Raw genomic sequence first — 26,126 nt, 5'->3', positions numbered from 1 at the left:
TTTCATGGGGGTTTGCGTGAGTCAGGCGGCTCGGGCGAACGAGGCGACCGATGCCGGGTAGTCGAGACCGGCGGGAAGCGCGATGCCGGGTTCGGTTGGGGCGTGCACGAGGCCGTTCTCGTCGACGGCGGCCTCTCGCCGCACCGGGTTCGAGGTGACGAGCGACTCGTAGTACGTCGTGTTCGAGATGGCCATGCACAGGTGCTGGTTCGGGATGTCGGACCCGTGCACCTCGGCGCGCAGGCGGAACCCGTCGGCGAGGTGCGCGGTGCGCATCGCACCGGTGATCCCGCCGCGGAGCGTCGTGCTGGCCCGCACGCCGAACGTCGCGGCCCCGGCTGCGATGAAGTCGGCCGAGTTCATGTGCGCGCCGTCGGATGTCTCGGCGACGACGAGCGGCACCGAGATCGCGCTCGCGAGTCGGCCGTAGGCGGTGATGCTGAACTCCCGCATCGGCTCCTCGTACCAGAGGTAGTGCGCTTCGGAGAGCGCACGTCCGAGCTGGATCGCATCGGGAAGGTCGAAGCCCGCCGATCCGTCGTACATGAGGGGCACGTCGTCGCCGACGTGCTCGCGCAGTGCGAGCGCGAGTTCGGCGTCCTTCCTGGCGTCGCCCCAGGCGTGCAGCTTGATGCCGTGGTAGCCGAGCGCGAGGGACTGGTCGGCCACGTCGAGGAACTCCTCGATCGTGGCGAAGGTCGTGGTCGACGCGTAGGCCGGGATCGACGTGCGGTACCCGCCGAGCACGCGCCAGACCGGTTCGTTCGCGATGCGTCCGGCCAGGTCCCAGAGTGCGACGTCGACGAGCCCGAAGGCCGGCAGCGGCAGCTCGTGGATGCGGTCGAGCTCCCAGATGCGGTGCCAGATCCATTCGCGGTTGAGCGGGTCGGCGCCGATCAGCTCGGGTCGGTACACGCGTTCGACGAGGTCCTCGAGCATGACCGCCGCGCCGGGGCGCGAGAAGAAGGCGACGCCTTCGGCTCCGGTGTCCGTGCCGATGCGCAGCACCGCGCCGTCACCGGCGGGCGCGCTTCCGGCGAGTCCCTCCCGCCACTTGAAGGGCGGGTCGGCCGCGGGCACGTACACCCGATGGACCTCGACGTGGGTGATTCTCATTGCTGCTCTCTCGTTCGTGTGGTGCTGGTGGTGCGCGGCCCGCGCGGTCGCACCGTACGGGCCGGTGGTTCAGTAGTCGCCGTAGACCTTGATCTCCCAGAGGCTGCCGCCGTTCCAGCTGGAGTCGGTGACCGTCAGCCGCAGGTAGCGCATCATCACGGGTAGCTCGGCGATGCTGATGTTCTCGTTCTGGGTGGTCTTGCGCCCGGTGCGGTCGTCGAACATCGACCAGGTCTCGCCGTCGAGCGACGACTCGAGCCGGTAGGCGTATCCGCGCGGCAGTTCGAAGACCGACACGACGCTCGTGACGTCGATCGCCTCGCCGAGGTCGACCTGGATCCATGACGGGTCGGGCATGCCGATGCCCTGGGCCCATCTGGTTCCGGGGTCGCCGTCGACGGCGTGCTCGGGCAGGTTCGGCTCGGAGAACGAGGAGACCGTGACCGGGCGACCCGTGGCGAGGTTCGTGTCGGCCGGCATCGTCACGTCTGCGGCGGCACTCGGCGCCGAGCGGTTCAGCGCCGCGTCACGGGCGACGACCGTGAAGCTGTGCGCCGATTCGGGTTCGAGCCCGCTGACGCGGTAGGTCGTCGAGGTCGTCACGGCCAGGCGCGTGTCGCCGTCCCAGAGCTCGTAGCTCGCGGGGTCGCCGGCAGGCGGCGTCCAGCTCAGGTCGACGACGCTCGGCAGCAGGATCCGTGCTTGCGGGGCATCCGGAGCCGCCGGGGGTTCGGTGTCCTCGCCGGGCGCAGCCTCGGCGCCGTAGACCTCGAGTTCGTAGATGCTGCCGCCGTTGCCGCTGGTGCCGGTCACGTCGAGACGCACGTAGCGTCCGCGAACGGGCTGCGCGAGGCTCGTGTAGTTGGCCGAGGCGGTCGTGTTCTCACCGGTGTGGTCCTCGAGGGTGATCCAGTCGAGCTCGTCGGTCGACGTCTCGAGCCGGTAGCGGTAGCCGCTCGACAGCTCGAAGGTCGTGATGAGCCCGTCGAGGTCGTACTCGGCGCCGAGGTCGACCTGGATCCACGAGGGGTCGGGAAGGCCGCGGCCCTGCGCCCAGCGCGTGGAGAGGTCGCCGTCGAACGCCCGCTCGGGGACGTTCTCGTCGGAGAACGACGAGGCGGTCACGCTCTTGCCGACCGCCACGTTCGGCGTCGCGGGCATCGTGAGCGTCGTCGCAGGGCCGGCCTCGGACTCGTTGGCCGCCGCATCGCGTGCGGTCACGGTCACCCGGTACTCGCGTCCGACCTCGAGGCCGGTCAGCCGCACCTCGGGCTTCTTCGACGCGGCCACGAGCTCGCCGTCGAGGAACACGGAGTACCCGGTGACGCCGATGTCGTCGGTCGCGGGCGCCCAGCTCAGTTCGGCGATGGTCGGGAACGGGGCGGATGCCTCGATGGCGCCCGGCTTCGACGGGTGGACCGTGTCGGCGGCCGGGGCCTGCGGGTCGAGGTGGCGGTACGCGGGCTGGAGGCCGGCGTTGTTCACGACGCTCGCCGGCAGCTGCTCGCAGCCGTCGACGACCGAGTTGTTCGCGACGAGCGATTCGATGGTGTTGCCCTGCGTCGAGAACCGCCCGGTCGAGGTGACGTTGTGCTGCACGTCGAGCCCGATGCCGCGGTTGACGAGCAGCCACTGGAACTCGACGTTGCAGAACGCGTTGTTGAACGTGCGGAACTTGCTCGACGCCTCGTCGTGGTAGATCGCGCCGTAGGCCGCGTGCGGGACATCCGTGATGAGGTTGCCGGCCACGATGCTCTCGGGCGCGTTGCTCAGCGTGTAGATCGCCCCGCCGTCGGCCTGCGAGCGCATGATGTCGCTGATGTGGTTGTACCGAACGATCGTCTCGCGGCTCGGCGTGTCGGTCTCGTAGGGCGTGATGCCGCCGTTCGTCGGGAAGTAGTTCTCGTTGCCGCCCTTGTCGGTGAGGCCCCAGCCCCAGCCGACCGAGATGCCGCTGTAGGGCAGGTGCGAGATGCGGTTGTGCTCGATGACGGTGTGGTCGGTGTAGCCCGCGAGGATCGCGACCGAGCCGCGGTAGTTCGTCGCGACGTCGGTGATGACGTTGTTCTGCACGGTCGTGTCCTTCGTCACGGAGCGAAGGTCGTCGGGATGGTGGTCGACGATGTCGGTGCCGCCGATCTGCACCCCGGTGGCGGCGACGTCGCGGAAGACGTTGCCGATGATGTCGGTGCCCTGGGTGCCGGTGTTGAGGTTCAGGCCGACGGCGCCGAGGTGCGTGAAGACGTTGCCCTCGAAGTCGATGTCGTGGCCGTAGTCGACGTTGACCGCGCCGGGGGTCTTCTTCCAGTTCAGGCGGGTCGAGTCGAACGTCGGGTTGTCCTTGCCGACCATGCGGAATCCGGCCTGTCCCTCGATGAGCCCGTCGGGGCTGCTCGGCTCGAGCCAGGTGGAGTGCGAGAAGGTGAGGCCCTCGAACGCCACGTTCGTCACGGGCTTGTCGATCGTGCCGGCGAGCTCGACGAGCGACTGCACGCGGGGCAGCACGATCTCGGAGCTGTTCGGGTCCTTGCCGTCGAGCGGCAGGTAGAAGAGGCGCTTGGCGGTCTTGTCGAGGTACCACTCACCGGGCTCGTCGAGCAACTCGTACGCGTTCTCGAGCCAGGTGGGGTTCTGGATCTCCTGGCCCTCCTGCAGGTGGGCGTTGTGCCAGCACGGCTGCTGCATGACCATGCGGTCGGCACTGATCGAGTCGACCAGGCAGCGCTGCAGCTTCCACCCCCATGACGAGGCGACCTCGACGTCCTTCTGGTTCTTCCACGACTGCATCGAGGCGTCGGTGATCGCGTATCCGGTGTCGGTCTTCGAGAAGCCGCCCGGGTTCTGGCCGCTGCGCGCGCGGGTCGCGGGCGCGCCGTCGACGTAGAGCTGTCGTGCGTCGGCCGATCCGACGTTCGCGCTCCAGATGCCGCGCCCCGCGTCGCTGACCTGCCACTTCTTGACGAGCGTGCCGCCGCTGATGACGGGCTCGGCACCGGGCGCGGCCTCCCAGGTGATGGTGTGGCCGTTGGTGCCGGAGTCCCGCGAGGTGAGCGTGAACGTGTCGTTCAGTCGGTAGGTGCCGTCGAGCAGGCGCACGTTGATGTCGGTGATCATGTGGCGGTTCACCAGGCGCACCGCGCTGCGCGCGTTCTCGATCGTCTTGAACGGACGCTTCTTGGTGCCGAGTTGCAGCCCGGTGGCGTCGGGTGAGACGTAGATGTTCAGCGCGGGCAGCGACTTCGCCGCCACGGGCGCCGCCGAGGCGGACCCGGCGGTGACGACCGGCACGAGGGCGACGGTCGCGGCGAGTGCGACGCCGAGAAGGCGCGCGAAAGCTCTGGAGCTCTTCATTGAATTCCTTGCGTGTGGTGTGCGGGAAGGGTCAGTCGGGCAGTCGGGTGAACAGTCGCGTGCGGATGCGATGCTCGAACTGCGCCCGGGTGGTGTCGATGTGGGCTACCATCAACGTCGAGGCGAGCTCGCTGTCACCCGCGGCGATGGCCTCGGCGATCTCGATGTGCTGTGCGCCGGCGTCTGAGAGCGGCCCTGCGGCGTCGCCGTGGAAGAGCAGCACGTCGGACTGCGCGGCGAACCGCCGGGTGTTGGCGACGCTCGCCTGGAGGAAGACGTTGCCGGCCGCGGTGGCGATGGCGGTGTGGAACGCCGCGTCGGCCGTGGCGAACGCGTCTGGGTCGTTCGCCGCGCCGGCGTCGAGCGAGGTCTTCGCCGAGTCGCGGATGGCGCGCACCTGGATCGGCGTCGCCGACGTCGCGGCACGCCGCGCGGTCTCGGCCTCGGTGAACTGCCGGTAGTCGATCAGCATGAGCACCTGCTCCATGTCGGTCGGCTGGAAGTTCGCGAGCTCGGCGTCGGCGAGGACGCCGATGGACTCGGCCACGAAGATGCCGGCGCCGCGACGAACGCTGAGCCGGCCGAGCGCGGAGAGCACCTTGACCGCCTCGCGGGTCACGTTGCGCGTGACGCCGAGGATCTCGGCGAGACCCTGCTCGGTGGGCAGGCGATCACCAGGGCGGAGCCCTTCGCGGGAGATGTACTGCAGCAGTTGCTCGGCGACGAGTTCGTAGCCCGGTCGATACGGCGCCGCCGCCTCGACTGGCTCATCGATCGCCCCGGCCGCCTCTGCCACCATGCTGCTCTCCTTCGAATCGAACGTTCGATGAGTATTACACAACACGCGGCGTTTCCACAATGAATCACATTAACTTGCCGAAGAACGGCGCAATCTCGCCGTAGCTACAGAATGAATCAGATCCATTTGCGATCTTGATGAACCGCTCGACATGGATCCGGCCTCGCAACGACGAAGTGGCCGCAACCCTGGTCCAGGGTTGCGGCCACCGCGATGTCGCGAGCGGATGTCTCGAGATCAGGCCGCGTGCCGCCCGCGCGCGGCGCGAGTCGTCAGCGTCCGCAACGAGACGGCACGGCGTCGATGCCCGGCCGCATGCCCGGCCCCGAGCTGCAGCTCCGCGGATGCCGCGGCGAGCGCGATCGACCCCGGTCGTTCGTGATCCGCGTCGCGCCCGCACACGCACGGCAGGGCGGTTCGCTCACCGAGCGTCCCGGTCACGTATTCCAGGTGGGTCGTCATGGGCGCGGGTCCTTCCTCGGTCGCGGGCGGTGGCATTCGCCCTCACCCCTAGAGATGCAGGATGCCGCGGATCATGACGCGCGACATCCGGATCAACCCTGAGGATCCGCCTCGACTCCCCCACTCCCGGCGTCAGCGATTCGACCGACCCTCGGCGACCGGGCCGCTCTCGGCGAGCAGCGGAAGCAGCAGCTCGCGAAGCGCGCGCTCCGTCTCGTGCACGTCGAGGCCGCCGTCCAGGCGCAGGATGCGCCACGTCGTGGCATCGCAGACCGCGATGATCTGCGCCAGCCGGCGGGCACGCGCCCCGACGTCGAGCGTCGCCGGCAGTGCGAACGCCCGACGGCACCAGTCGACGTGGTACGCCCGTCCGCGGGCGGCGAGTTCTGGCAGGCCCGCGACCTGCGGGGCCTCGGAGTAGGTCTTCAGGATGAGCGCGCCGTACCGCTCGTAGTGCTCGACCAGGGCGCGGATCGTCTCGTCGGGCGAGGCACCCCTCGCCGACTCGCGGGCCGCGGCGATCCTGCCCAGCTCACGCTCGACGGTGGCGTTCATGAGCGCGGGCTTGCTGCCGAAGCGACGGATCACGGTCTGGCCGGTCACGCCGGCGTCGTCGGCCACGTCGTCGAGGCGGATCTGGTCGTACGGCGTCGTCGCGAAGCGCGCGAGCATGGCGTCGATGATCCGCTGCCCCGTGAGTTCGGCGGCCTCGGCGCGTGCGGTCATCCGATAGGGTCGACGATTCATGTTAGTTAAGCTAACATCAAAAAATGAACACGATGACGGAACACGCCGAGCGCATCCCGACGCGACTCGGCGCACTGCACGCTCGCATCATCGGCTCGGGGCGCACGACGATCCTCTGGTCCTCGATGTTCGTCGACAGCCACACGTGGGACGACCTCGTGCCGCTGCTCGCGGACGCCGATGACGAACGCCGCCGATTCGTGCTGATCGACCCGCCGGGGCTGGGCGCCAGCGACCCGCTCGGTCGACGCAGCACGATCGCCGAGGCAGCGGATGCCGCGCGCGACGCGCTCGACGCCCTCGACACCGGAGGCCCGGTCGACTGGGTGGGCAACGCCTTCGGCGGGCACGTGGGGCTGAACCTCGCGACCGATCCCGCACGCCTGCGCAGCCTGGTCGCGATCAGCTCCCCGACCGAGGCGATCGCGCCCGACCTCCGACGCAAGATCCAGCTCCTCAAGCCGCTGCTGCAACTGGCCGGCCCGGTCGGGCCCATGCGCGCGGCCGTCATCGACGCGATGCTGACCGAGCGGTCGGCGGCCACGCCTCATATGCGCCAGGTCGTGCTCGACAGCCTGCAGCGCCCCACTCGCCGCAGCATGGCGCTGGCCCTGCGCTCGTTCATCCTCGACCGCGTCGACGTGACCGACCGGCTCGCCGACATCCGCGTGCCCAGCCTGTTCGTCGCCTCCGACGACCGCGGCGACTGGAGCCCCGCCGACGCCGAGCGTGCCGCCTCCCTCACACCGCACGCGCAAGTGCTGACGATCGAGGGGGCGCGCACGCTCGTTCCCCTCGAGCAGCCGCAGGCGCTCGCCGCCGCGATCCGCGCCTTCTGGCGAGGGTTCGCGGGCTGAGCCGTCACGCAGTCTGCCGAACGCCCCGAAGTCCGACGTTCGCGCTCGACGTCAGGAGTCGCACGAGAGGACGTTGATGCCGCCGTTGGCCCACTCGTAGCTCCACGGGCTCGACATGCCTGATTCCAGTCCGTTGCCGAAGTCGTTCGTGGGGAACGACTTCACCACCCTCGGAGTTCCGCACTCCTCCTTGGGCACCCAGTACTCGTCCCAGAGCATCGGCCAGAGCTCGCTCACCGGCGGCGTCTCCACGATCGGGTCCTCGGGCAGCGCAGGAGTGCTCGGCCCCATCGCGATGGGAATCGGAATGTCGGGCGTCGACCCGGAGACCGGCGCCTGAGCGCCGCTCCAGTCACCCTCGACGTCGACGTCGACGTCCTGCTCCTCGCGGGCGAGCCTGGCGGCGGCCTCGGCCGTCGACGCTTCGAGCGCGGTGATCGCGTCGATCCATTCCCGCAGGCCGTCTGCGGTCCACTCTTCGCCGAGAGCGGCCAACACCGTTCGGACTCGATCCGATGACTCGACGGATGCCGCGGCATTCACGACCAGGATGCCCTCGGTGCCGCCGATCACCCCGTCGACCAGTGTCTTCGCCGAGGATCGAGCCGCACCCATCGCGTCGGCGAGTCCCGAACGTGCGACATCGAGTTCGGCAGCCCGATCGTCGAGGTCCTTCATCGCATCGGCCAGGGCCACCCGGGCGGTTCGCAACTCGTCGACGCCGGCGTCGTCATGCACCAGGACGGTCGTTTCGACCGATGCGGGCAGTGGCGACGACGCGATCGTGAGCTGCTCGAGGGATCGCTCGACCTCCGTCCTCGCGGAGGGGTCGAACCGCTGCGGCGGCAGCTGCAACGTGGCGGAGAGCTCGGCGGCCAGCTCGGCGGCCTCCGCGAGGTCCGCGTCGTACTTCGCAGCGACCGCGCTGAGGGACTCCGCCTCGGACTCGAATTCGGATGCCGTGGTCTCGACGTCCGCGAGGAGCGCCCGACGCTGATCCTCTTGCGCGCCGAGGGCGGCTGCGACGGATGCCCCGGCGCCGAGCACGAGCAGGGCGACGACTCCGAACACGATCACTCGCCGGCGCCCGACGCTGCGCAGCATCCCGGAGAGACGCGCGGCCACGCCCGTCACGAAGGGTTCACACGGGCGTGCGGGTGAGACCCGGGGGCGATCATCATGGCAAGAACGTAGCAAATGCAGGGCGCCTGCACATGGCCGATGCATGACGCAGGCCCGGTCCCTCGAGAGGGACCGGGCCTTGCCTGAAATCGTCCGGCACTTCGGTACTTCGCCACCGCGATTCCGAGCGGATGCCTCCGGCTGCGCCGACAGCGCCGAACCAGACGACGCCGGCTACGCCGCCAGTGGCACCGCCACGGTCGCGCGGGGCACGGGCGTCACGATGAACGAGCCGTCCGCGGCATCCACCCGCACGCCCTCGCCGTCGCCGAGCGCACCCGACACGAAGAGGTCCGCGATGCGGTCGTCGACCTCGCGCTGGATGGTGCGACGCAGGGGTCGGGCGCCGTATTCGGGCTCGTATCCGCGTTCGGCAAGCAGCGCGACCGCGGCATCCGTCGCCTCGAACTCGACCTCGCGGGCCGCGAGACGAGCGGAGGTCGCACCGAGCATGAGGCGCACGATCTGGGAGAGCTCCGAAGCGCCGAGCTTCTGGAACAGCACGATCTCGTCGATGCGGTTCAGGAACTCGGGGCGCATGGCCTCGCGCACCTTGCCCATGACGCGGTTGCGCACGTCGGCCGCGGAGCTGAAGCCCGAGGCATCCGTGCCCGCGACGAACCCGAGCGCACCCGAGCGCGACGCGAGGAACTCCGAACCGAGGTTCGAGGTCATCACGATCACCGTGTTGCGGAAGTCGACCGTGCGGCCCTGGCCGTCGGTCAGGCGACCGTCGTCGAGCACCTGCAGCAGCAGGTTGAACACGTCGGGGTGCGCCTTCTCGATCTCGTCGAACAGCACGATCGAGTACGGGTTGCGCCGCACGCGCTCGGTGAGCTGCCCGGCCTCGTCGTAGCCGACGTATCCGGGAGGGGCGCCGACGAGGCGCGACACCGTGTGCCGCTCGCCGAACTCGCTCATGTCGAAGCGGATGATCGCGCCCTCGTCGTCGAACAGCCGGTCGGCCAGCGCACGCGCCAGCTCCGTCTTGCCGACGCCCGTCGGGCCGAGGAACAGGAACGATCCGACCGGTCGACGCGCGTCGCCCATGCCGGTGCGGCTGCGGCGCACGGCCTTGGCGACCGCGGTGACCGCGTCGTCCTGGCCGATGACGCGCGCGTGCAGCTCGCCCTCGAGGTCGCCGAGGCGCTCGCGCTCGGTCTCGGTGAGGCGGTTCACCGGAATGCCGGTGGCCCGCGAGATCACCGCGGCGATCTCGGGCTCATCGATGACGGTCGAACGCTCAGCACCGTCGGAGCCGAGACCAGCGGATGCCGCGGCCTGCCCCTTCTCGGTCGCCTCGTCGAGCTTGCCCTGCACCTTCGAGATCTCGTCGCGGATGCGCGAGGCCTCCTCGTAGTGCTCGGCGCTCACGGCGGCGTTCTTGTCGGCCTCGAGGTCGGCCAGTCGCGCGATGAGCGCGGAGACATCCGTCTTCATGCCGAGCTTGAGGCGCAGTCGCGCCCCGGCCTGATCGATGAGGTCGATGGCCTTGTCGGGCAGCACGCGGTCGGTGAGGTACCTGGCCGAGAGCTCGACGGAGGCCCGCAGCGCGGCATCCGTGTACTCGACGCCGTGGTGCTCCTCGTAGGCCGAGCGCAGGCCCTGCAGGATGAGCACGGCGTCTTCGATCGAGGGCTCGCCGACGCGAACCGGCTGGAACCGGCGCTCGAGGGCGGGGTCCTTCTCGATCGTGCGGTACTCCTTGAGCGTGGTCGCGCCCACGAGGTGCAGGTCGCCGCGCGCGAGGCGGGGCTTCAGGATGTTGCCGGCGTCGGTTCCGCCGTCGCCAGAGCCGCCCGCGCCGACGACCGTGTGGATCTCATCGATGAAGATGATGAACTCGCCCTTGTTCGAGGCGATCTCCTCCATGGTCTTGGTGAGGCGCTCCTCGAAGTCGCCGCGGTAGCGGGTGCCGGCGAGCATGCCGGGCAGGTCGAGCGAGATGACGCGCTTGCCGAGCAGGGCCTCGGGCACCGACTCCTCGACGATCGCGCGGGCGAGGCCCTCGACGATCGCCGTCTTGCCGACGCCGGCCTCGCCGATCAGCACGGGGTTGTTCTTCGTGCGGCGGCTGAGGATCTCGATCGTCTGCTCGATCTCGTCGACGCGCCCGATCACGGGGTCGAGCTCGCCGTCCTCGGCGAGGGCCGTGAGGTCGGTGCCGAACTTGTCCAGCATGGGGGTCGCGGATGCCTCGGAGCCGGCGCCGTTCGCACCGTACTGCTCGTCGTCGCCCTCGAACCCGGCCTCGACCGTCTCGCGGATCTGCTGGGTCAGCGCCTCGGCGGTGACGCCGGCGCGCGCCAGCACCTGGCCGGCGGGGGCGTCCTGCCCGAGCACGAGTGCGAAGAAGAGGTGCTCGGGGTCGATGTAGGTCGAGCCGGCCGAGCGTGCCACCTGGTAGCTGTGGAACAGCGCGCGGGAAGCGCTCGGCGTGATCGTGGCCGCATTGATGTCGGCGACGTCGGATGCCGCGGGCAGGCGTGCCTCGGTCGCGGTGATGATGCGCTCGGGCGCGACGCCGACGCGGGCGACGGCCTGCTTCACGCTGTCGTCTTCGACGATCACGCGCAGGATGTGCAGGGCGTCGAGCTCGGTCTGGCCGCGTTCGAGCGCGAAGCGTCCTGCCTTCTGCAGGATGCCTTGCGTGCGAGCGGTCAGGAACCGGCTGAGGTCGATCGACCGAGCCTGGCGAGCCTGCTCACCCGCGAGATACCGGCTCAGAAACTCGTCGAACGAGCTCGCACCGGCTTCGGGGTTGAAGTCTTCGGGCACCAATCCTCCTGGAACTTGAGTGGCATACGCTCAAGTTCAACGCGGAGGGGTCCGCGGTATTCCCGCGCGTCCAGCATGCGTTTACGGAAGGGCGTGCATCACATCTGCGAGCGGTAACCGACGTCACCGCGGGGAATCGTCGACGTAGCGTTGAGGCCCCGACTCGACCCATAAGCCAGCCTCGGCGGCGATAGATTTAGTCCCTTCATCGAAACCCCTTCGACGTGAGCATTGCCAGGGACTTGGTCTCCGAGAGGCAGCGTGCACAACTAACTCGAACTAGGCGCTGGACCCGGTCCGCACGCGCTGATCCCATGGTTCGCGACAAGATTCTCAGAGCCGCAATATCGATGCATGCAAAGCCTGTCAATCCCCCGGAATGGGGCGGTCTGCCAGAGGGGATGAGTTTGCGATCGATGCGTCAGCGTGCAAGTATGAGACACATAACTCCCCACCGTCCTCCGGGACTGGTGGGGCTTTTTTTACCCATTTGGAGCGCCGATGCCCGACCTCAGAGCTGCTGTGATCATCGACTATCAGAATGTGCATCTCACCGGCAGGGGGCTTTTCGAGCCATATCAGCCTCCACATGAGCACCTTGTGCACCCCCTCCACTTCGCAAACCAACTAGTTTCCCGGCGCAACGCGAATCAACGAGCGGGAATGGCGCACGCTGTCCTCACCAAGGTCCTCGTCTATCGCGGGTTGCCGTCCGTAGATGTGGACCCCAAGGCCTACGCACGAAACCTCGCCCAGAAAGCAAACTGGGAACTGGACCCCCGGGTGAACGTGACGCTGAGACCGCTCAAGTACCGTTACCAACGCACGGCGGATGGGCGAAAAGCAACCGATGCGCGCGGGCATTTCATGATCGACGGCAAGCCGCAGGAGAAAGGCGTAGACGTACTCTGTGCACTAGCACTCGTGCGTGAAGCAAGCGATCCGAACGTCGATCTCGTAGTCCTCGCCTCGCAGGATTCTGACTTGGAGCCCGCACTCGATGAGGCGTGCGCGCTGGGAAGTGCAAAAGTTGAGACAGTCTCCTGGTTTGACCATGGTCAATGGCACAGCCGCGAAATACGCCCTGCGACACAAAAGATTTGGAACACGCGGCTGAATGCTAACGCCTTCTCCGCCTGCCGGGATGTTGAGGACTACAGCTAACGAACCGTGGCGCCATCTGGCCCAACAGCAGGGGCGAGCTATCCGTCATCATCTCTCGCCGCACCGGCGTCGACCAGTGACGTCGACGCTCTGGCGCAAGTGTCCTAGTCTTTGGCCGCGATCGAACATCGGAACCTCGAGCGGACTGCGGTGGTGTCAGAGAAACACGAGGGAGGTGTGCCCGTGAACTGGGGGTTCCATGTCCGGTGCGCACAGTACGTTCGAAGGAACTGTCTCCTAGGTCGAATGGATTAATCTTGCTCCGCAATTTCCTGTATCTGAACGAACCGCAGCTCGACCAGTACATCGCCCAAGTGGAGGACGGGCTGCGCAAGGCGATGAGTCGTTCTGAAAAGGATGGGACTCGCGCAGGTGGGGCCCTTGGAACGAAGGTCCTCGGGGTGAGCGGTGAGAAATCTGGCGAGCAGACCGTCACTGAGGAACTTGCCGACACTAGTCCGGCGAAATTCGAACGACTGCAGCAACTCGTTGATGGCGCAGAGGAGCAGTTCGGGTGGGTGACGATTCTGCAGGAGGCGGATCTCGAAGGGGTCCGTCTCGGCAACCTCGTCGATGTCACATGCGAGCTCTACGAAGCAGATGCTTCCAAGATCGCGAGCCCTGGGGGCCTGCTCGACGCCATTCCGCTGATGAAGATGATGGCGAATCTTTCAAGAGGGCAGGGAACGAACCCGCTTGCCGGGATGCCGGACAACGAGTCATTGGACACTATGGCGGCATTCGGCGCGGCCATGCCGACCAGCATCGTCTTGGGCGATGTCGTGGATTCTGCTTGGCGCATCGTGGGCTCGTTGAAGGGCGAGCCTCTCGACGAGATCGACGGAGACGCTCGAGTTGTCGGCAAGGTCTCGAAACTGTGGGGAGCGTCGGCATGGCGCCCGCTGCCTGGGCTGCCAATCATTTCTCAGATGCCCCGTGATCAGCGTCGGGAGTTCGAGCGGAAGGGGCCGACGCCCGGGCAGGAGATGTTCTGGGTTGAAGGTCCCGCGCTCCAATTAGATGTTCTTGCGATCTACCGCTAAGCAGCGTCCGGCCGAAATGACGAAACCCTTCTCGCTGGTGTGGTCCTGGTTTTGGGCAGCATCCATACCGAGGTCGGATGCGCGCTCGATGTCGGCCAAGGTGAGTCACCAAGGCCGACGAGGTACCGCTCCGATCCACTGAGCCGCCCGCATCCTAGGGTCGCCACATGCCCCACCACCCACGCACCGCGATCACCGGCGGCGCCGGCTTCGTCGGACGCCCCCTGGCCCAACAGTTCGGGCCCGAGGCATCCGTCATCATCTTCAGGCGCACCGGCGTCGACACCGGGGACGTCGACGCGCTCACGCAGGCGTTCGAGGGGTGCGAGGTCGTCGCGCACTGCGCGGGCATCAACCGCGAGATCGGCGGCCAGACCTAACGGGTCCACGTCGAGGGCACCGCGAACGTGATCGAGGCAGCCAAGCGCGCCGAGGTGCGCAAGGTCATCATGCTGAGGTTCCTGCGGGCGCGCCCCGACTGCGGGTCCGCGTACCACGAGCCGAAATGGGCGGCCGGGTCTCGATACGCGTCGCTTCGCGGCGCCACTCGACCACCGGGACAGCGACTCCACGATCTTCAAGGCCGGCATACCAGCTGCCACGGCGCTGCGTGCACGCCACGAGCGTTACGACGCCAGCCAAGGAGTTGCCACCATCACCCCGTAACGCTCACACGAGCGCGGGATACGGGTACTCGGCCGAGCGCCCCTGGAACTGCAGGACCGCCTCGTTGCGCACGCGACCGCCCTCGATCTCGATCGCACGGCTGATCGTGTCCGACTCGGCCCACGCCCCGGGGCCCTCCATCACGGTGCGGAGGAACGGCATCAGGGCTTCGCTGATCTCCCACGTGGCCGAGTTCCACAGGTACGACGGGCTGTGATCGACGGCGTAGTAGTTGGTCGAATCACCGACCGTGAACATCGGGTCGGCGAACGAGGTGGGCCGCGCCCACTCGAATCCCATGCCCTCGTCGATCGAGACGTCGACGATGAGGCTGCCGGGGCGGAAGGCCCCGAGGTCCTCGGTGCGCAGGTAGGTGAGCGGTGCGTTCGGATCCTGCAGGGTGCAGTTGACGACGATGTCGTGCGCGGCGAGGAACGGGGCGAGTGGGACCGGGCCGTCCTCCGTGTTCACGGTGCTCGCGAACGGCGCCTCGGGGTCGTGTTCGAACTGGATGATGTCGACGGACGGGATCGGGGAGCCGACGGCCGCCGTGTCGCGGTTGGTCAGCACGCGCACGTCGTGGATGCCATGCGCGTTCAACACGGTGACGGCGCCGCGCGCGGTCGCGCCGAAGCCGATCACCACCGCGTTGAGCCGCCGCCCGTAGTCGCCCGTCGAGCCGCACAGTTGCAGGGCGTGCAGCACGGAGCAGTACCCCGCGATCTCGTTGTTCTTGTGGAACACGTGCAGCCCGAACCCGCCGTCGGCCTTCCAGTGGTTCATGGCCTCCCACGCGATGAGCGTGAGGCCCTTGTCGATGGCGTATTGGGTCATGTCCCGGTCCTGCACGCAGTGCGGCCAGCCCCACAGCACCTGTCCGTCTCGGAAATCGGCGAGGTCGGATGCGAGCGGCTTCGGCAGGGCGATGACGTCGGCCTCGGCGATGATGGCCTCGCGGGTGGCCATCGCGCCCACCAGCGGAGCGAGCTGTTCGTCCGAGAAGCCGAAACGCTCGCCGTAGCCGTGCTCGAGGATCATGTTCGCGCGCAGGTCGGCGTCGATCCGCTCGAGGTGGGAGGGATGGATCGGCAGTCGCCGCTCGTCGGTCTTGCGCGAGGTGACCAACACCCCGAGTGTGAGCAGAGCGGGTGTCGGCGTGTTCATGTGGGCTCCAGTTGTGCGGCTGCCGGTGTCGGCTCGAGCTCGCTCACCGGCATCCGTCATGGCAGGTGTGGACCACGGGTGAACCGCCGTCCGTCGAACCGGCGTCCTTCCCTGAGGGTACGTCACGGACGTTCGCGCGATCGCAGGTCGCGGTGAGGCCGCGCGCAGAATGCAGATCCGCGACTCGGACATCGCCTACGCCGCCTCGACTGCAGCCTCGACCGCCGCGACCGTCTCGGCCGCCACCGCGTCGAACACGGCGATGTCGCGCTCGGCCCGCGCCAGCAGCACGCCGCCCTCGCTCGCCCCGAGGAGCAGCGCCGCCAAGCCGGCCGCACGGTCGGATGCCACGCCGCCGGCGATGAGCAGTTCGGTGAGGCGCCCGCGCCACGAGCGGAACACCTCGCCGGCACCCTGGAGCAGATCGCCTGACTCGGCGTCGACCGTGACGGCGGCCACGGCGCATCCGACGCCGAAATCTGTCGCGGTGAGCAGCGCCCGCCACATGCCGAAGAACCGCGAGGCCACCTCGCCGGCTGGCAGGCCGTCGAACTCGGCGAGTTGAGCCAGCGACCGGTCGCCGGCCGCCTCCACCGCGGCGCGCACCAACTGCTCCTTGCCCTGCGGGAAGTGGTGGTACAGCGAACCACGCGGGGCGCCGGATGCCTCCAGTACCTCGGTGAACGAGGTGCCACGTGAACCGTGGCGTGCGACGAGCACGGCGGCGCTGTCGATCATGCGACGTCGGGTGTCGGTGGCCATGTGCCCTCCTGAGCCTTGACTACGATGCTCGTCATAATCTACAGTTATGACGAGCATCATATTTCTTGAACCGGGGGTTCCACCATGCCGATGATCGATCTCTACGCTCCGCGCGGCACCTTCGCCGACACCCACGACCTCGCCGAGCGCGCCGCGAACATCGTGAAGAACGTCGAGCAGGTGCCCGACATCCCCATGTTCCGCAACAACACGGCCGCCTTCGTTCACGAGCTCGAACCCACTGCGATCTCGGATGCCGCGGGGGCGGGCGATCACGTTCGCGTTCAGGTGCTCACGAACGCCGGGGCACTCGACCGCGACAAGCAGCTCGCGGTCGTGGCCGAGCTCACCGCACTCGTGGTCGAGGCATCCGACGCTCACATCCCGACCGAACGCGTGTGGGTGCTGCTCACCGAGGCCGCGCCCGGCGGATGGGGCCTCTTCGGTCACGCCCACACCAACGACGAGATCGTCGCGGCGGCTCGCGCCGAGATCGGTCGGTTGCAGTCGGGCAGCTGAGCGCGGTCGTGCGCCCACCGGCCCACCCCTGAAGTGGGGCGCTGACCGGTGCGGTCCTGGCGATGCTCGGCAACGGTGACGGCGGAACGGGCGACGCATCGACTGCGGTGCTGAAGGCGCTGGCGCCGCTGCTCCGTCCGGTGCTCAACGGCTCGCCGACCGCGCCGTGCGCCGCCCCGTGGGGGTGAGCGCCCGACGCCGATGAGGCCCGTCAGTCGGCGCGCCCGGCCACCGCTGCCCGCACCGCATCGAGCACTGCCTGCAGCGCGGGCGAGTCGGCCTGGCTGCGCCGATGCACCGCCGCGATGTCGCGCGTCGACGCCGGCTGCACGGTCGGCACCGCCACGAGATCGGGATGCAACGGCGGCCGCCCCATGCGCGGCACCAGCGCGACGCCGAGGCCCGCCCGCACGAGCTCGAGGTGGTTCTCGAACTCCATGGACTCGTGCACGATGCGCGGCGCGTTCGAGACGCCGTCGAAGAGGCGGCGCAGCCATTGCCGGCAGATCGTCGAGTCGAAGGTCGCGATCCATTCCTCGTGGGCGAGGTCGAGGGGCGTCAACTCGCGCCGATCGGCCAAGGGGTGATCGTGGCGCAGGATCACGTCCGCGACATCCGTGAACAGGGGCGTCTCGACGAGGTGCTCGGGCATCGCGAGCGCCAGCCCGCCCCACCGGTGCACGATGCCGAGGTCGCGCTGACCGGATGCCACGAGCGCGACGGTCTCCCACGGCTCGCTCTCGCGCAGCGGCACCCGCAGGTCGGGGTGCGCGGCACGCAGGCCGGGCAGCACATCGACGAGCAGGCCGCGCACCGCGGACGAGAACGCGCCGAGGCGCACCTCCCCGGTGACTCGGCGGCCGGCGTCGCCGGAGGCATCCGCCCCACTGCTGCCGCCGGCCAGGTGCAGGTCGGCCTCGATGCGCTCGAGGTCGGCGAGCACGGTCGACGACGAGGTCACGAGCCGACGCCCGGCATCGGTCAACACGACGCCACGGCCCACTCGCTCGAGGAGCGCGACACGGGTGCCGCGCTCGAGGCGCTTGATCTGCTGCGACACCGCCGAGGGCGTGAAGCCGAGCGAGTCGGCCGCCGCCGCGACGCTGCCGTTCGTGGCCACGGCCCGCAGCGCGACGACGGCTTCGAGATCGATCATGCAGCGATGCTACCGAATCAGTCGGAGAAATGATCGCTGGTGTTTCCGGATGCCGCGAGCCAACCTGAATCCATGACGAGACGCGACATGCTCCTGGCCGCCCTGGTGGCAACCCTGTGGGGCTTCAACTTCGTCGTGATCGACTGGGGCATGCACGGCATCCCGCCGCTCTTCTTCGTCGCCGTGCGCTTCGCGATCGTCGCACTCGCGGTGGTCGTCGTGCCACGCCCGCTCGCGAACTGGAAGACCGTCGTCGGCGTCGGGCTCTTCATGAGCCTCGGCCAGTTCGCCCTGCTCTACACGTCGATCTCGTTGGGGCTGCAGCCCGGCATCGCGGCCCTGCTGCTGCAGGCGCAGGTCGTGCTGACGATCGTGGTCGCGGCGCTCGCCCTGCGCGAGCGCCCCAGTCGTGTGCAGACGATCGGCGTGCTCGTCGGCACGGTCGGGCTCGGCGTCGTCGCCCTCGGTCGCGGCGGCGATGCGCCGGTGCTCGCGGTCGTGCTGTGCCTGCTCGCCGCCCTCTCGTGGGCGATCGGCAACGTCATCTCGCGCCAGGCCGGTGTGGTCGCGCCCGCCAAGCGACTCGGCGCGCTCTCCCTCACGGTGTGGTCGTCGCTCGTCGTGCCGTTGCCGGCGCTCGGCCTGTCGGCGCTCATCGAGGGGCCCGACGCGATCGCCGCCGGCATCGCAGCGTTCGGCTGGCGCCCGATCCTCTCGACGCTGTACACGGCTGGGCTCTGCACCCTCGTCGGCTACGCGATCTTCAACGCGCTGCTCGCACGAAACCGCTCCGCGTCGGTCGTGCCGTGGGTGCTGCTCGCGCCGGTGGTCGCGATGGCCTCTGCAGCGCTGCTGCTCGGGCAGGTGCCGAACCTCTGGGAGACGATCGGTGGGCTCGTGCTCGTCGCCGGGGTATTCATCGCGAACGCAGCGGCGCGGAAGCGCGCCGAGCACGCGGCATCCGCACCCGAACCGGTCAGCCTCGACGCCGCTATGACCGGGGCCACAGGTCTGCCGGCGGCGGCGACACCGGCGGATGGAGGGGCCCATCGGCGAGGATCCGCTGCACCATCGCCCAGGTTCGATCAGTGAGCGCGTCGCCGGGGTAGAACTCGCCGAAGAGATCGTCTGCGGCCTGCACCGACTCGACACCGCACAACGCGAGCAGTTGGCGGATGTCGTCGGTGTCACGCCCGGGCCGGCCGGCCTTCAACTTCATCGCGAGCAGTGCGTCGGCGGGTGCGACCTCGATCGTCACGAGGTCGTCGTGATGGATCGGCTCCCATCGGATGTCTCGTCCCCACCATGGCGCAAGCTGCGCGGCCTTGAAGTTCAGCCAGTCGAGCTGCCATCCCCGCCGCTCGGCAATGCGCTCGGCAGCCTCGACGACCTCGGACTCGTTGCCCGGGCTCACCTGCACGGCATCGACATCGACCGTGGTACGCCGGTCGAAGTGCCGAAGCGCGAGTGCCCCGCCGCCGATGATGCGCAGCCCGATCGGATGACCGGCCGCGTGCAGCTCGGCGACGAGCTCGCGGAGCCCGTCGATCAGGTCATCTCGGTCGAGCAGGATCACACGCTCTCCAGGGAGTCCCGCCAGACCAGCACCCCATGCTCGAGGAACTCCTCGGGCACGGCCGAGCGCGGCGGCACCGGATCGGCCGGATCGACCGCCAGCGGCCGGGCTCGCTCGAGGCGACGCTCGCGCGCACTCGTCCACTCGGGTGCCGGAACACCCGCGTGCCCGAGGCGGTAGTCGACGAGGGCTGCGATGGCGGCATCCCACGTCTTGGATCCCGTCGATTCGGGCTCGGTGATCGCCAACACGCCGCGCAGCAGCCCTCGCTCGGCGACGAGGTTGTCGTTCATCTGGATGAAGGCGCGGAACGCGGACCGGACGTCGTCGCGCCCGAGCGCGTGCCTGATATCAGCCGCGACGGTCGCGACGTCGTCGCGCGTGGTCGGTGCCGCGTAGAGGCGATGGCCCGCGCCGGCGAGCAGGCGCGTCGCCGTCGCGAACCGTGGGTCTTCGCCCGCGCTCTCGGCGAGGGCGACACGGCTCTGCGAGAGCCCCGCTCGGTGAGCGAGCTCCCGCTGCGTGTAGCGACGAGCACGCCGGGCGGAACGCACCAACGTTGCGATCTCGGCCATGCTCACCTCACTTATGATTCGGTATACCTCATCATAACAGCCACTACTGCTGCTAGGGCAACGACTACGCCCAGCCCAGCTCCCCGAGCCGCTTGTCGTCGAGCCCGAAGTAGTGGCCGATCTCGTGCACGAGCGTGATGCGCACCCGGGCGCGCAGCGCGTCGAGGTCGGCGCTGTGCTCCTGCATGGTGTTCTTGAACAGCGTGATGCGGTCGGGCAGCTCGCCGTAGCCGTAGACCCCGCGCGTCTTCAGCGGGCGACCGCTGTACAGCCCGTAGAGGCGCGGACGCTCGTTGACGGGCTGGTTCGCGGTGAGGATCGCGACGTTCTCGAGCCCCTTCACCATCTCGTCGGGCAGCGCGTCGAACACGTCGGCGACCATGCGCTCGAACTCGTCATCGGAGATCTCGACCATGAGCCCATTCTGCGCGCGGCACTTCGACACGGGGGCGATGTTCGCCCTGAGCGCTTCCGATCACCGAGCGGATGCCACCGCCATGGCGATGTCGTCAGCCACGAGGTCGGCGTTCAGCGCCCCGGCCACGAGCGAGCCGAGGCCCAGCGACACCGAGACGTTCGCGCGCAGGTTCACGACGTTGCCGACCGCCCAGACGCCGGGCACGGAGGTGCGCCCGTCGTCGTCGATCTCGACCCAGCCCTCGGGTCCGGCCCCGCCCGAGGCATCCGTCGTCGCCGCCCCGAGCGAGCGCAGCAGGGCATCGCGCGGGCGCAGCGTCGGGCCGGTGAAGATCACGCCGACGGCGACCACGCGCCCGCCGACCTGCACGCCCGCGAGACGGTCTGCGCCATCGATGACGAGGCCGGTCACGGCCCCGGGTTTCGATGCGGATGCCGCGTGCCTCCAGTCGCTCGAGTTCGAGGGCGGATGCCTCGCCGACGGCGTTCTCGAAGTACACGACCCGGTCCGACCACTGCCGCAGGAGCTGCGCCTGCTCGACGCTGCGCGGTGAGGTCGCGACGATGCCGATGACGTCGTCGCGGTGCTCCCATCCGTCGCAGTACGGGCAGACGACGACGCCGCGACCCCACTGCTCGCGGAAGCCGGGGATGTCGGGCAGCACGTCCTCGAGGCCGGTCGCGACGAGGAGTCGGCGGGTGCGGATCGTGCCCTCCGCGGTGTCGACCTCGATGGTGCCGGCTTCGATGGCGCCGGCCGCGATGGTGCCGGCTTGCCCGGTGTCGTCACCCGCTCGGGCTGCCGACACCCCGCCGTCGATGAACCGCACGCCGTAGCCGGCGGCCTCCTCGCGCCCGCGCTCGCGCAGCCGCAGCGGCGGGAGCCCGTCGTGGCCGAGCACCCCGTGCATGTGGGCGGCGGTCCTGTTGCGGGGCCGGCCCTCGTCGACCACGACGACCCGTCGACGCGCTCGCCCGAGCGAGAGTGCCGCGCTGAGGCCGGCCGGGCCTCCGCCGACGATGACGACGTCCGCTGTGCCCGAGGCATCCGCTGTGCTCGAGGCATCCGCTCGTTCCTGTGCTGTGTCCATGCCGTCAATGCTTGCGCGGCACCCGACGGAACAGCAATACTGATTGCCGGAACAGCAACAGCGAGCAGCGGGGAACAGCAGCATGGAGCAGCGCGACGAACTGGCCGGAATCGGCGAACGGCTGCGCGCGATCCGCGAGTCCAGGGGCATGACGCTGCGCGCGGTGAGCGAGGCGAGCGGCATCTCGACGAGCACCCTGTCGCGCCTCGAGTCCGGTTCGCGGCGGGCGCAGCTCGACCTGCTGCTGCCGCTCGCACGGCTGTACCGGCTGCCGCTCGACGACCTCGTCGGGGCCCCGGCCCTCGGCGATCCGCGCATCCACCCGCGACCCCGGCTGCGGCACGGCGTCGTGACGGTGCCGCTTTCGGGCGGCTCCGGGTCGTGGGAGGCGTTCAAGCAGGTGCATCCGCCGACGCCCGAGAAGCCCATCCGGCAGTTCGTGCACCCCGGCTGGGACTGGGTCTACGTGATCTCGGGGCGCATGCGGCTGCTCCTCGGCGACGACGACCTCATCATCGAGGCCGGCGAGGCCGCCGAGTTCGACACCCGGGTGCCGCACGGGTACGCCAACCCCGGCCCCGACATGCTCGAAGTGCTGTGCCTCTTCAACGCGGACGGCGCGCGGGTGCACACGCGCACGTCCGCGTGACCTGCCCCTGTCGACACTGCGCTGTCGACACCGGGCTGTCGACACTGTCGCACCCCGCGAGTATCGTCACGCACATGTCAGAGGTCCTGCTCTTCCACCATGCGCTCGGCCCCAACGAGGGCCTGCGCGCCTTCGCCGACGAACTGCGCCAGGCGGGCCATACGGTGCACGCGCCCGATCTCTTCGAGGGGCGCACGTTCGGCTCGATCGACGAGGGGGTCGGCTACGCCCGCGAGGTGGGCTGGGGCGAGATCATGGCCCGCGGCGAGCGCGCGGCTGAAGCGCTGCCGAACGGACTCGTCTACGCGGGCTTCTCGCTCGGCGTCCTGCCGGCGCAGATGCTCGCACAGACCCGGCCCGGGGCGAAGGGTGCGCTGTTCTTCTACTCCTGCGTGCCGGCCGACGAGTTCGGCACGTGGCCGGCGGGGCTGCCCGCGCAGATCCACGGCGCCGAGGGCGACCCCATCTTCATGGACGAGGGTGATGTCGACGCCGCACGCGCCCTCGTCGCGGCATCCGACGCCGTCGAGCTCTTCCTCTACCCCGGCGACCAGCACTACTTCGCCGACTCCAGCCTGCCGAGCTACGACGCCGCGGCGACGCGACTGCTCACCGAGCGTGTGCTCGAGTTCCTCGCGCGGGTCGGCTGAGAGCCCGATGCCCCAACGCCGCATGCGCCACGAGTTCGCGCTTCGTGCCGCACCCCGCGAGATCGCCGAGCACCTCGCCGAGCCGCGCAACTACGTCGGCCTCTCGCCGCTCGTCGTCGAGGTGCGCGACATCGCGCGCGACGGCACGGCGAGCCGGTACGTCGCGGTCGAGCGCTTCCCGCTGCCGTTCGGGCGTCATCTCGACAACGCCATCGACGTCACGCTCGGGCTCGACGACACCGACCCGGCGGCGCTCGTCGTCGGCGGCGACGTGGTGAGCCCCGGTCGCGTTCGCATGCGGTATCGATACGACATCCGAGCGGATGCCGCGGGCTCGCGCGTCATCGACACGCTCGACCTGCGTGCGCCGTTCGGCCTGCTCCGCTTCGCGGCGTCGCGTGCCCGCGCCGTGCAGCTCGAGCGCGCCAAGGTGCTCGCGCGGCGCCTCGAAGTATCGTGAATCGCACGATGAGCACTCCCGACCCGATCGACCTCGACACCTGGAACCGCCGCGAGACGTTCGAGCACTACCACCACCGGGTGCCGTGCACCTACGCGATCACGGTCGAGCTCGACGTGACCGCGTTCGCCGCAGCGCTGCGCACGTCGTCGCGCAAGACGTACGTCGCGCAGATCTGGGCGATCGCGACGGTCGTGAACCGACACCGCGAGTTCCGCTTGGCGCTGACCGAGGCCGGCGAGCCGGCCGTCTGGCCGGTCGTGCACCCCGCCTTCACGGTGTTCAATGCCGAGCGCGAGACGTTCGCCGCGGTGTTCGCGACGTACGACGCCGACTTCGGGCGCTTCCACGACCGTGCGGCCGAACTGCTCGCGGGCGCGGCGAGCGCGACCACGATGTTCCCGCAGGGCGAGCTGCCGCCGAACGCGTTCGACGTGTCGAGCCTGCCGTGGACGAGCTTCACCGGGTTCACCCTGCAGATCGACGGCGGCACCGACCACCTACTGCCGATCTTCACGCTCGGGCGCTACATCGAGCGCGGCGAGCGCGTCTTCATGCCGATCGCGGTGCAGATCCACCATGCGGCGGCCGACGGATTCCACACGGCACGACTCGTGCGCGAGCTCGAGGAGCTGTTCGCCGAGCCGAGCTGGGTGAGCGCGTGAGCGCGTGAGCGCGTGAGCGCGTGAGCGCGTGAGCGCGTGAGCGCGTGAGCGCGTGAGCGCGTGGCATCCGCTCGCTGAGAGGCTGCTCGTCGCTGCGCTCAGGGCCAGCCGCGATCGCGTGCGACGGTGAACGCCTCGAGGGAGTTGCCCACGGTGCTCGTCGAGAGGGAGCACTCCGGCGCGATGTCGTCGATCGTCGCCCTCGCCGGCCGATGCCCGCAACACCTCGCCCCTCGCTCTCGGTGAGCGGGCTGTCTCGCATACCGAGCGCCACGGAGACGAGCAGTTCTAGAGGCCGGTCGGGGCCAACTTCTGGACTCGGGCGGGACCGGCGCGGAACGCGCGGTTCGCAGCGTCGGCGGCCACCATGTGGGGTGCGACGTCGTGGGCGTCGATGGCCTGCTGGGACTCCCACTCCTCGAGGATCACGAATCGGTCGGTCTCGTCTTCGACGGCGTAGAGCTCGTAGCGACGGCATCCGGGCTCCGCGCGAACGAGCGGCGCGAGCGTTCGGAAGGCCTCCCGCTGCCGCTCGCCCTGCCCCGGCAGGGTGGTGATCTCGACGACGATGCTGATGGGTTCTGTCACGCGGGCGAGTCTATCGACGCCGAGAGCGCTCCGAACGGACGCTCGGGGTAGGTGCGCGTGACGTGGCCGGTCGGTGAGGTCCAGCGGATGACGCCCCCGGGCTCCTGCGTCATGCGCCAGCGGGTTCGGTGCTTGAGCCGGTGATGGGAGCGGCAGAGATGGGCGAGGTTCTCATGGCCGGTCTGCCCGCCGCGCGCCCAGTCGACGGTGTGGTCGATGTCGGTCTGGCGGGCGCGGCGACCGCACCCCGGGAACCGGCAACCGCCGTCGCGGACGGCGAGGTAGCCGGCCAGGTCTGCGGGAACCCGATAGGTCGTGCGCCCGTAGGAGAGGAAGGCGCCGGTCTCGGGGTGCGTCAGGATGCGCTGGAAGCTCGGCGCGTGGGCCGCGAGCCTGCGTGCGGTCTCGGCGTCGATCGGGCCGTAGCCATCGAGTTCGGCCGGTTCGTCGGTGTGGCCGAGCAGCGAGAGCACCGGCACGGTCACGAGGATGCGGGGCACCACGGCTCCGATCGCCGTGAGCCGTGCGAGCGGCGCGAGCGCAGGGTCGTCGAACTCGCCGGCGCCTTCTGCGCACAGTTCGCCGGCCAGCTCACCGGACAGCTCGCCCGCCAGCAGGAGGTCGGCCGCGAGGTCGGCGGCGCGCTGTGCCGAGGTGCGCGTGTCAGCCCGACCACCGAGGCTGGCACTCGGGTCGTTCGGGTCGTTCGGGGCGCCGGCGAGACCCGCGGCGTCTGGCGCATCGGCGGCGTCCGCGACGCCCGTGGCGTTTGCGACGCCCGCGGCGCCCGTCGCGTCCGCGACGCCCGTGGCATTCGCGGAGTCCGTGCCTTCGGCGCGACCCGCGGCATTCGCCCTGATCAGGCCACCCACGACCGCATCACCCGCGCGAACCGCGATCGCGTCGAGCCTCGCCTTGATGGCGTGGGCGCGCTCGGCCCGCAGCAACACGCTGAGCCAGGCCATGCCGTCGCGCGCGGGCTCGATGCAGACGCGGCGCTCGAGCTCGGCCTCGGCACGCCGCTGCTCGAGCGGAAGGGGTTCGAGGCGCTCGCGCAATCGGAGCAGGCTTCGACGCAGCGATGCATTGGTCTGCCGAGCCGCACGATCGACGGCCTCCGTCTCGAGGCGCGTGGCCAGGGCCGCGGATGCGCCCGTGGTGACCTCGATGATCGTGCGCACCTGCTCGAGCCCGAGGTCGCCGGCGGCGAACGCGGCGGCCGCGATCGGCAGCTGTTCGAGCCGCATCGCGTCGCCGAGCATGCCCGACGCGCGCGCGCCGGAGACGACCAGCCTCGTCGCGAGCTCGGCGACGAACGCGCGCGTGGCGAACTCGCGATCGCTCGACGAGCTGCCGTCGTGCACGCCCTCGAGCAGCGCCGCCCGGTCGCGAGCGCGCGCCACGAGACGCAGTTGCTCGGCCTGAGCCACGCGGATGCCGCGCTCGAGCTCAACGATCGCCGCGAGTTCGGCCGCGAGTTCGGCCTCGAGCTCTGCGGCGGTGCCGTCGGGACGCGGCGCTCCTGCCGACGGCGTCTCGAGGGGTTCCATGCTTCGATTCCATCACGACCCACCGACATTCATCGGCCATCAGAAACCAGCCTTGACCAGCACTATTCCCTGTGGACAATCTGCCGCGACCGGCGCCTGTGGAGGACGAGTCGAAGAAGCACGGAGCCCGACGAGAAGA

At 69.4% G+C, this 26,126-nt stretch carries 26 protein-coding genes and 1 pseudogene; 10 read left to right on the top strand and 17 right to left on the bottom strand.

Annotated features, from left to right (window positions below):
• Positions 1–21: 21 nt before the first annotated feature.
• The 5 genes from AC3IPY_RS04440 to AC3IPY_RS04420 form a co-directional block, all read right to left on the bottom strand.
• Positions 22–1,116, bottom strand: a complete 1,095-nt coding sequence (locus tag AC3IPY_RS04440) for an enolase C-terminal domain-like protein (protein WP_489186950.1) — start codon at positions 1,114–1,116, stop codon at positions 22–24.
• 69 nt (positions 1,117–1,185) lie between these two features.
• Entirely contained in the window at positions 1,186–4,467 is a 3,282-nt protein-coding gene (locus AC3IPY_RS04435) for a discoidin domain-containing protein (protein WP_489186949.1), read from the bottom strand.
• Positions 4,468–4,498: 31 nt separating this feature from the next.
• Positions 4,499–5,266: a FadR/GntR family transcriptional regulator gene (locus AC3IPY_RS04430; RefSeq protein WP_489186948.1), complete on the bottom strand. Its 768-nt coding sequence runs from the start codon at positions 5,264–5,266 to the stop codon at positions 4,499–4,501.
• A gap of 237 nt (positions 5,267–5,503) precedes the next feature.
• On the bottom strand, positions 5,504–5,728 hold the full coding sequence (locus AC3IPY_RS04425) for a hypothetical protein (RefSeq protein WP_489186946.1): 225 nt from the start codon (positions 5,726–5,728) through the stop codon (positions 5,504–5,506).
• Between the two features lie 132 nt (positions 5,729–5,860).
• The gene (locus tag AC3IPY_RS04420; RefSeq protein WP_489186945.1) at positions 5,861–6,454 is read right to left on the bottom strand and encodes a TetR/AcrR family transcriptional regulator; all 594 of its coding nucleotides are present in this window, start codon (positions 6,452–6,454) and stop codon (positions 5,861–5,863) included.
• 44 nt (positions 6,455–6,498) lie between these two features.
• On the opposite strand from AC3IPY_RS04420, the gene AC3IPY_RS04415 reads away from it, so the two are divergent.
• Complete coding sequence (locus tag AC3IPY_RS04415) at positions 6,499–7,332, top strand: alpha/beta fold hydrolase (RefSeq protein ID WP_489186943.1); 834 nt, start codon at positions 6,499–6,501, stop codon at positions 7,330–7,332.
• Between the two features lie 51 nt (positions 7,333–7,383).
• Here the strand turns inward: AC3IPY_RS04415 and AC3IPY_RS04410 are convergent, their stop codons facing one another.
• Positions 7,384–8,409, bottom strand: a complete 1,026-nt coding sequence (locus AC3IPY_RS04410) for a hypothetical protein (RefSeq protein WP_489186942.1) — start codon at positions 8,407–8,409, stop codon at positions 7,384–7,386.
• Between the two features lie 279 nt (positions 8,410–8,688).
• Entirely contained in the window at positions 8,689–11,292 is a 2,604-nt protein-coding gene (locus AC3IPY_RS04405; protein WP_489186940.1) for an ATP-dependent Clp protease ATP-binding subunit, read from the bottom strand.
• Between the two features lie 501 nt (positions 11,293–11,793).
• On the opposite strand from AC3IPY_RS04405, the gene AC3IPY_RS04400 reads away from it, so the two are divergent.
• From AC3IPY_RS04400 to AC3IPY_RS04390, 3 genes are all read left to right on the top strand, one after another.
• Entirely contained in the window at positions 11,794–12,456 is a 663-nt protein-coding gene (locus AC3IPY_RS04400; protein ID WP_489186939.1) for a PIN domain-containing protein, read from the top strand.
• A 257-nt stretch (positions 12,457–12,713) separates the two neighbouring features.
• Positions 12,714–13,499, top strand: a complete 786-nt coding sequence (locus tag AC3IPY_RS04395) for a DUF6414 family protein (RefSeq protein WP_489186938.1) — start codon at positions 12,714–12,716, stop codon at positions 13,497–13,499.
• Between the two features lie 167 nt (positions 13,500–13,666).
• Complete coding sequence (locus AC3IPY_RS04390) at positions 13,667–13,879, top strand: hypothetical protein (RefSeq protein WP_489186936.1); 213 nt, start codon at positions 13,667–13,669, stop codon at positions 13,877–13,879.
• Positions 13,880–14,168: 289 nt separating this feature from the next.
• On the opposite strand, the gene AC3IPY_RS04385 is transcribed toward AC3IPY_RS04390, so the two are convergent.
• Together AC3IPY_RS04385 and AC3IPY_RS04380 are read right to left on the bottom strand one after the other, a co-directional pair.
• A complete protein-coding gene (locus tag AC3IPY_RS04385) occupies positions 14,169–15,329 on the bottom strand; it encodes a N(5)-(carboxyethyl)ornithine synthase (RefSeq protein ID WP_489186935.1) in 1,161 nt (386 codons plus the stop codon).
• Between the two features lie 195 nt (positions 15,330–15,524).
• The gene (locus AC3IPY_RS04380; RefSeq protein ID WP_489186933.1) at positions 15,525–16,091 is read right to left on the bottom strand and encodes a TetR/AcrR family transcriptional regulator; all 567 of its coding nucleotides are present in this window, start codon (positions 16,089–16,091) and stop codon (positions 15,525–15,527) included.
• An 84-nt stretch (positions 16,092–16,175) separates the two neighbouring features.
• Here AC3IPY_RS04380 and AC3IPY_RS04375 point away from each other — a divergent pair, with 84 nt between their 5' ends.
• Complete coding sequence (locus AC3IPY_RS04375) at positions 16,176–16,610, top strand: tautomerase family protein (protein WP_489186931.1); 435 nt, start codon at positions 16,176–16,178, stop codon at positions 16,608–16,610.
• Between the two features lie 211 nt (positions 16,611–16,821).
• Here the strand turns inward: AC3IPY_RS04375 and AC3IPY_RS04370 are convergent, their stop codons facing one another.
• Positions 16,822–17,766: a LysR family transcriptional regulator gene (locus tag AC3IPY_RS04370; RefSeq protein WP_489186930.1), complete on the bottom strand. Its 945-nt coding sequence runs from the start codon at positions 17,764–17,766 to the stop codon at positions 16,822–16,824.
• 72 nt (positions 17,767–17,838) lie between these two features.
• Between AC3IPY_RS04370 and AC3IPY_RS04365 the strand changes: the two genes are divergently transcribed.
• Positions 17,839–18,858, top strand: coding sequence for an EamA family transporter (locus tag AC3IPY_RS04365; protein ID WP_489186929.1), 1,020 nt, complete (start codon positions 17,839–17,841; stop codon positions 18,856–18,858).
• Here AC3IPY_RS04365 and AC3IPY_RS04360 read toward each other — a convergent pair.
• The 5 genes and pseudogenes from AC3IPY_RS04360 to AC3IPY_RS04340 form a co-directional block, all read right to left on the bottom strand.
• On the bottom strand, positions 18,758–19,342 hold the full coding sequence (locus AC3IPY_RS04360) for a DUF6036 family nucleotidyltransferase (RefSeq protein WP_489186928.1): 585 nt from the start codon (positions 19,340–19,342) through the stop codon (positions 18,758–18,760). The genes AC3IPY_RS04365 and AC3IPY_RS04360 overlap by 101 nt on opposite strands.
• Complete coding sequence (locus tag AC3IPY_RS04355) at positions 19,339–19,917, bottom strand: helix-turn-helix domain-containing protein (RefSeq protein WP_489186927.1); 579 nt, start codon at positions 19,915–19,917, stop codon at positions 19,339–19,341. Before AC3IPY_RS04355 ends, AC3IPY_RS04360 begins: the two co-directional genes overlap by 4 nt.
• A gap of 64 nt (positions 19,918–19,981) precedes the next feature.
• Positions 19,982–20,332, bottom strand: coding sequence for a metallopeptidase family protein (locus tag AC3IPY_RS04350; RefSeq protein WP_489186926.1), 351 nt, complete (start codon positions 20,330–20,332; stop codon positions 19,982–19,984).
• 60 nt (positions 20,333–20,392) lie between these two features.
• A complete protein-coding gene (locus tag AC3IPY_RS04345) occupies positions 20,393–20,746 on the bottom strand; it encodes a hypothetical protein (protein WP_489188444.1) in 354 nt (117 codons plus the stop codon).
• A 67-nt stretch (positions 20,747–20,813) separates the two neighbouring features.
• Positions 20,814–21,425 (bottom strand): annotated as a pseudogene (locus AC3IPY_RS04340) (NAD(P)/FAD-dependent oxidoreductase); the annotation flags it as partial.
• An 82-nt stretch (positions 21,426–21,507) separates the two neighbouring features.
• Between AC3IPY_RS04340 and AC3IPY_RS04335 the strand changes: the two are divergent.
• The 4 genes from AC3IPY_RS04335 to AC3IPY_RS04320 all read left to right on the top strand — a co-directional run bounded on the left by AC3IPY_RS04335 (position 21,508) and on the right by AC3IPY_RS04320 (position 23,849).
• On the top strand, positions 21,508–22,074 hold the full coding sequence (locus tag AC3IPY_RS04335; RefSeq protein WP_489186925.1) for a helix-turn-helix domain-containing protein: 567 nt from the start codon (positions 21,508–21,510) through the stop codon (positions 22,072–22,074).
• Positions 22,075–22,148: 74 nt separating this feature from the next.
• Positions 22,149–22,724 carry a dienelactone hydrolase family protein gene (locus AC3IPY_RS04330; RefSeq protein ID WP_489186924.1) on the top strand — a complete coding sequence of 192 codons (576 nt, stop codon included), beginning with the start codon at positions 22,149–22,151 and terminating at the stop codon, positions 22,722–22,724.
• Positions 22,725–22,731: 7 nt separating this feature from the next.
• Positions 22,732–23,184: an SRPBCC family protein gene (locus AC3IPY_RS04325; RefSeq protein WP_489186923.1), complete on the top strand. Its 453-nt coding sequence runs from the start codon at positions 22,732–22,734 to the stop codon at positions 23,182–23,184.
• An 8-nt stretch (positions 23,185–23,192) separates the two neighbouring features.
• A complete protein-coding gene (locus tag AC3IPY_RS04320) occupies positions 23,193–23,849 on the top strand; it encodes a CatA-like O-acetyltransferase (protein WP_489186922.1) in 657 nt (218 codons plus the stop codon).
• Between the two features lie 288 nt (positions 23,850–24,137).
• Here AC3IPY_RS04320 and AC3IPY_RS04315 read toward each other — a convergent pair whose 3' ends face one another.
• Both AC3IPY_RS04315 and AC3IPY_RS04310 read right to left on the bottom strand, forming a co-directional pair.
• Positions 24,138–24,437: a putative quinol monooxygenase gene (locus AC3IPY_RS04315; protein ID WP_489186921.1), complete on the bottom strand. Its 300-nt coding sequence runs from the start codon at positions 24,435–24,437 to the stop codon at positions 24,138–24,140.
• Positions 24,434–25,987 carry an HNH endonuclease gene (locus AC3IPY_RS04310; protein WP_489186920.1) on the bottom strand — a complete coding sequence of 518 codons (1,554 nt, stop codon included), beginning with the start codon at positions 25,985–25,987 and terminating at the stop codon, positions 24,434–24,436. The genes AC3IPY_RS04315 and AC3IPY_RS04310 overlap by 4 nt, the downstream gene beginning before the upstream one ends.
• Positions 25,988–26,126: the final 139 nt, after the last annotated feature.

The organism is Agromyces sp. GL_144, assembly GCF_057834305.1.
This window is presented reverse-complemented; position numbering and strand designations above follow the sequence as displayed.

Coding starts and splice junctions, on each gene's coding strand:
- AC3IPY_RS04325 (WP_489186923.1), top strand. CDS start 22,732: ATGCCCCAACGCCGCATGCGCCACGAGTTCGCGCTTCGTGCCGCACCC.
- AC3IPY_RS04400 (WP_489186939.1), top strand. CDS start 11,794: ATGCCCGACCTCAGAGCTGCTGTGATCATCGACTATCAGAATGTGCAT.
- AC3IPY_RS04435 (WP_489186949.1), bottom strand. CDS start 4,467: ATGAAGAGCTCCAGAGCTTTCGCGCGCCTTCTCGGCGTCGCACTCGCC.
- AC3IPY_RS04425 (WP_489186946.1), bottom strand. CDS start 5,728: ATGACGACCCACCTGGAATACGTGACCGGGACGCTCGGTGAGCGAACC.
- AC3IPY_RS04375 (WP_489186931.1), top strand. CDS start 16,176: ATGCCGATGATCGATCTCTACGCTCCGCGCGGCACCTTCGCCGACACC.
- AC3IPY_RS04440 (WP_489186950.1), bottom strand. CDS start 1,116: ATGAGAATCACCCACGTCGAGGTCCATCGGGTGTACGTGCCCGCGGCC.
- AC3IPY_RS04380 (WP_489186933.1), bottom strand. CDS start 16,091: ATGGCCACCGACACCCGACGTCGCATGATCGACAGCGCCGCCGTGCTC.
- AC3IPY_RS04335 (WP_489186925.1), top strand. CDS start 21,508: ATGGAGCAGCGCGACGAACTGGCCGGAATCGGCGAACGGCTGCGCGCG.
- AC3IPY_RS04370 (WP_489186930.1), bottom strand. CDS start 17,766: ATGATCGATCTCGAAGCCGTCGTCGCGCTGCGGGCCGTGGCCACGAAC.
- AC3IPY_RS04355 (WP_489186927.1), bottom strand. CDS start 19,917: ATGGCCGAGATCGCAACGTTGGTGCGTTCCGCCCGGCGTGCTCGTCGC.
- AC3IPY_RS04420 (WP_489186945.1), bottom strand. CDS start 6,454: ATGACCGCACGCGCCGAGGCCGCCGAACTCACGGGGCAGCGGATCATC.
- AC3IPY_RS04415 (WP_489186943.1), top strand. CDS start 6,499: ATGAACACGATGACGGAACACGCCGAGCGCATCCCGACGCGACTCGGC.
- AC3IPY_RS04350 (WP_489186926.1), bottom strand. CDS start 20,332: ATGGTCGAGATCTCCGATGACGAGTTCGAGCGCATGGTCGCCGACGTG.
- AC3IPY_RS04365 (WP_489186929.1), top strand. CDS start 17,839: ATGACGAGACGCGACATGCTCCTGGCCGCCCTGGTGGCAACCCTGTGG.
- AC3IPY_RS04430 (WP_489186948.1), bottom strand. CDS start 5,266: ATGGTGGCAGAGGCGGCCGGGGCGATCGATGAGCCAGTCGAGGCGGCG.
- AC3IPY_RS04390 (WP_489186936.1), top strand. CDS start 13,667: ATGCCCCACCACCCACGCACCGCGATCACCGGCGGCGCCGGCTTCGTC.
- AC3IPY_RS04330 (WP_489186924.1), top strand. CDS start 22,149: ATGTCAGAGGTCCTGCTCTTCCACCATGCGCTCGGCCCCAACGAGGGC.
- AC3IPY_RS04310 (WP_489186920.1), bottom strand. CDS start 25,987: ATGGAACCCCTCGAGACGCCGTCGGCAGGAGCGCCGCGTCCCGACGGC.
- AC3IPY_RS04385 (WP_489186935.1), bottom strand. CDS start 15,329: ATGAACACGCCGACACCCGCTCTGCTCACACTCGGGGTGTTGGTCACC.
- AC3IPY_RS04320 (WP_489186922.1), top strand. CDS start 23,193: ATGAGCACTCCCGACCCGATCGACCTCGACACCTGGAACCGCCGCGAG.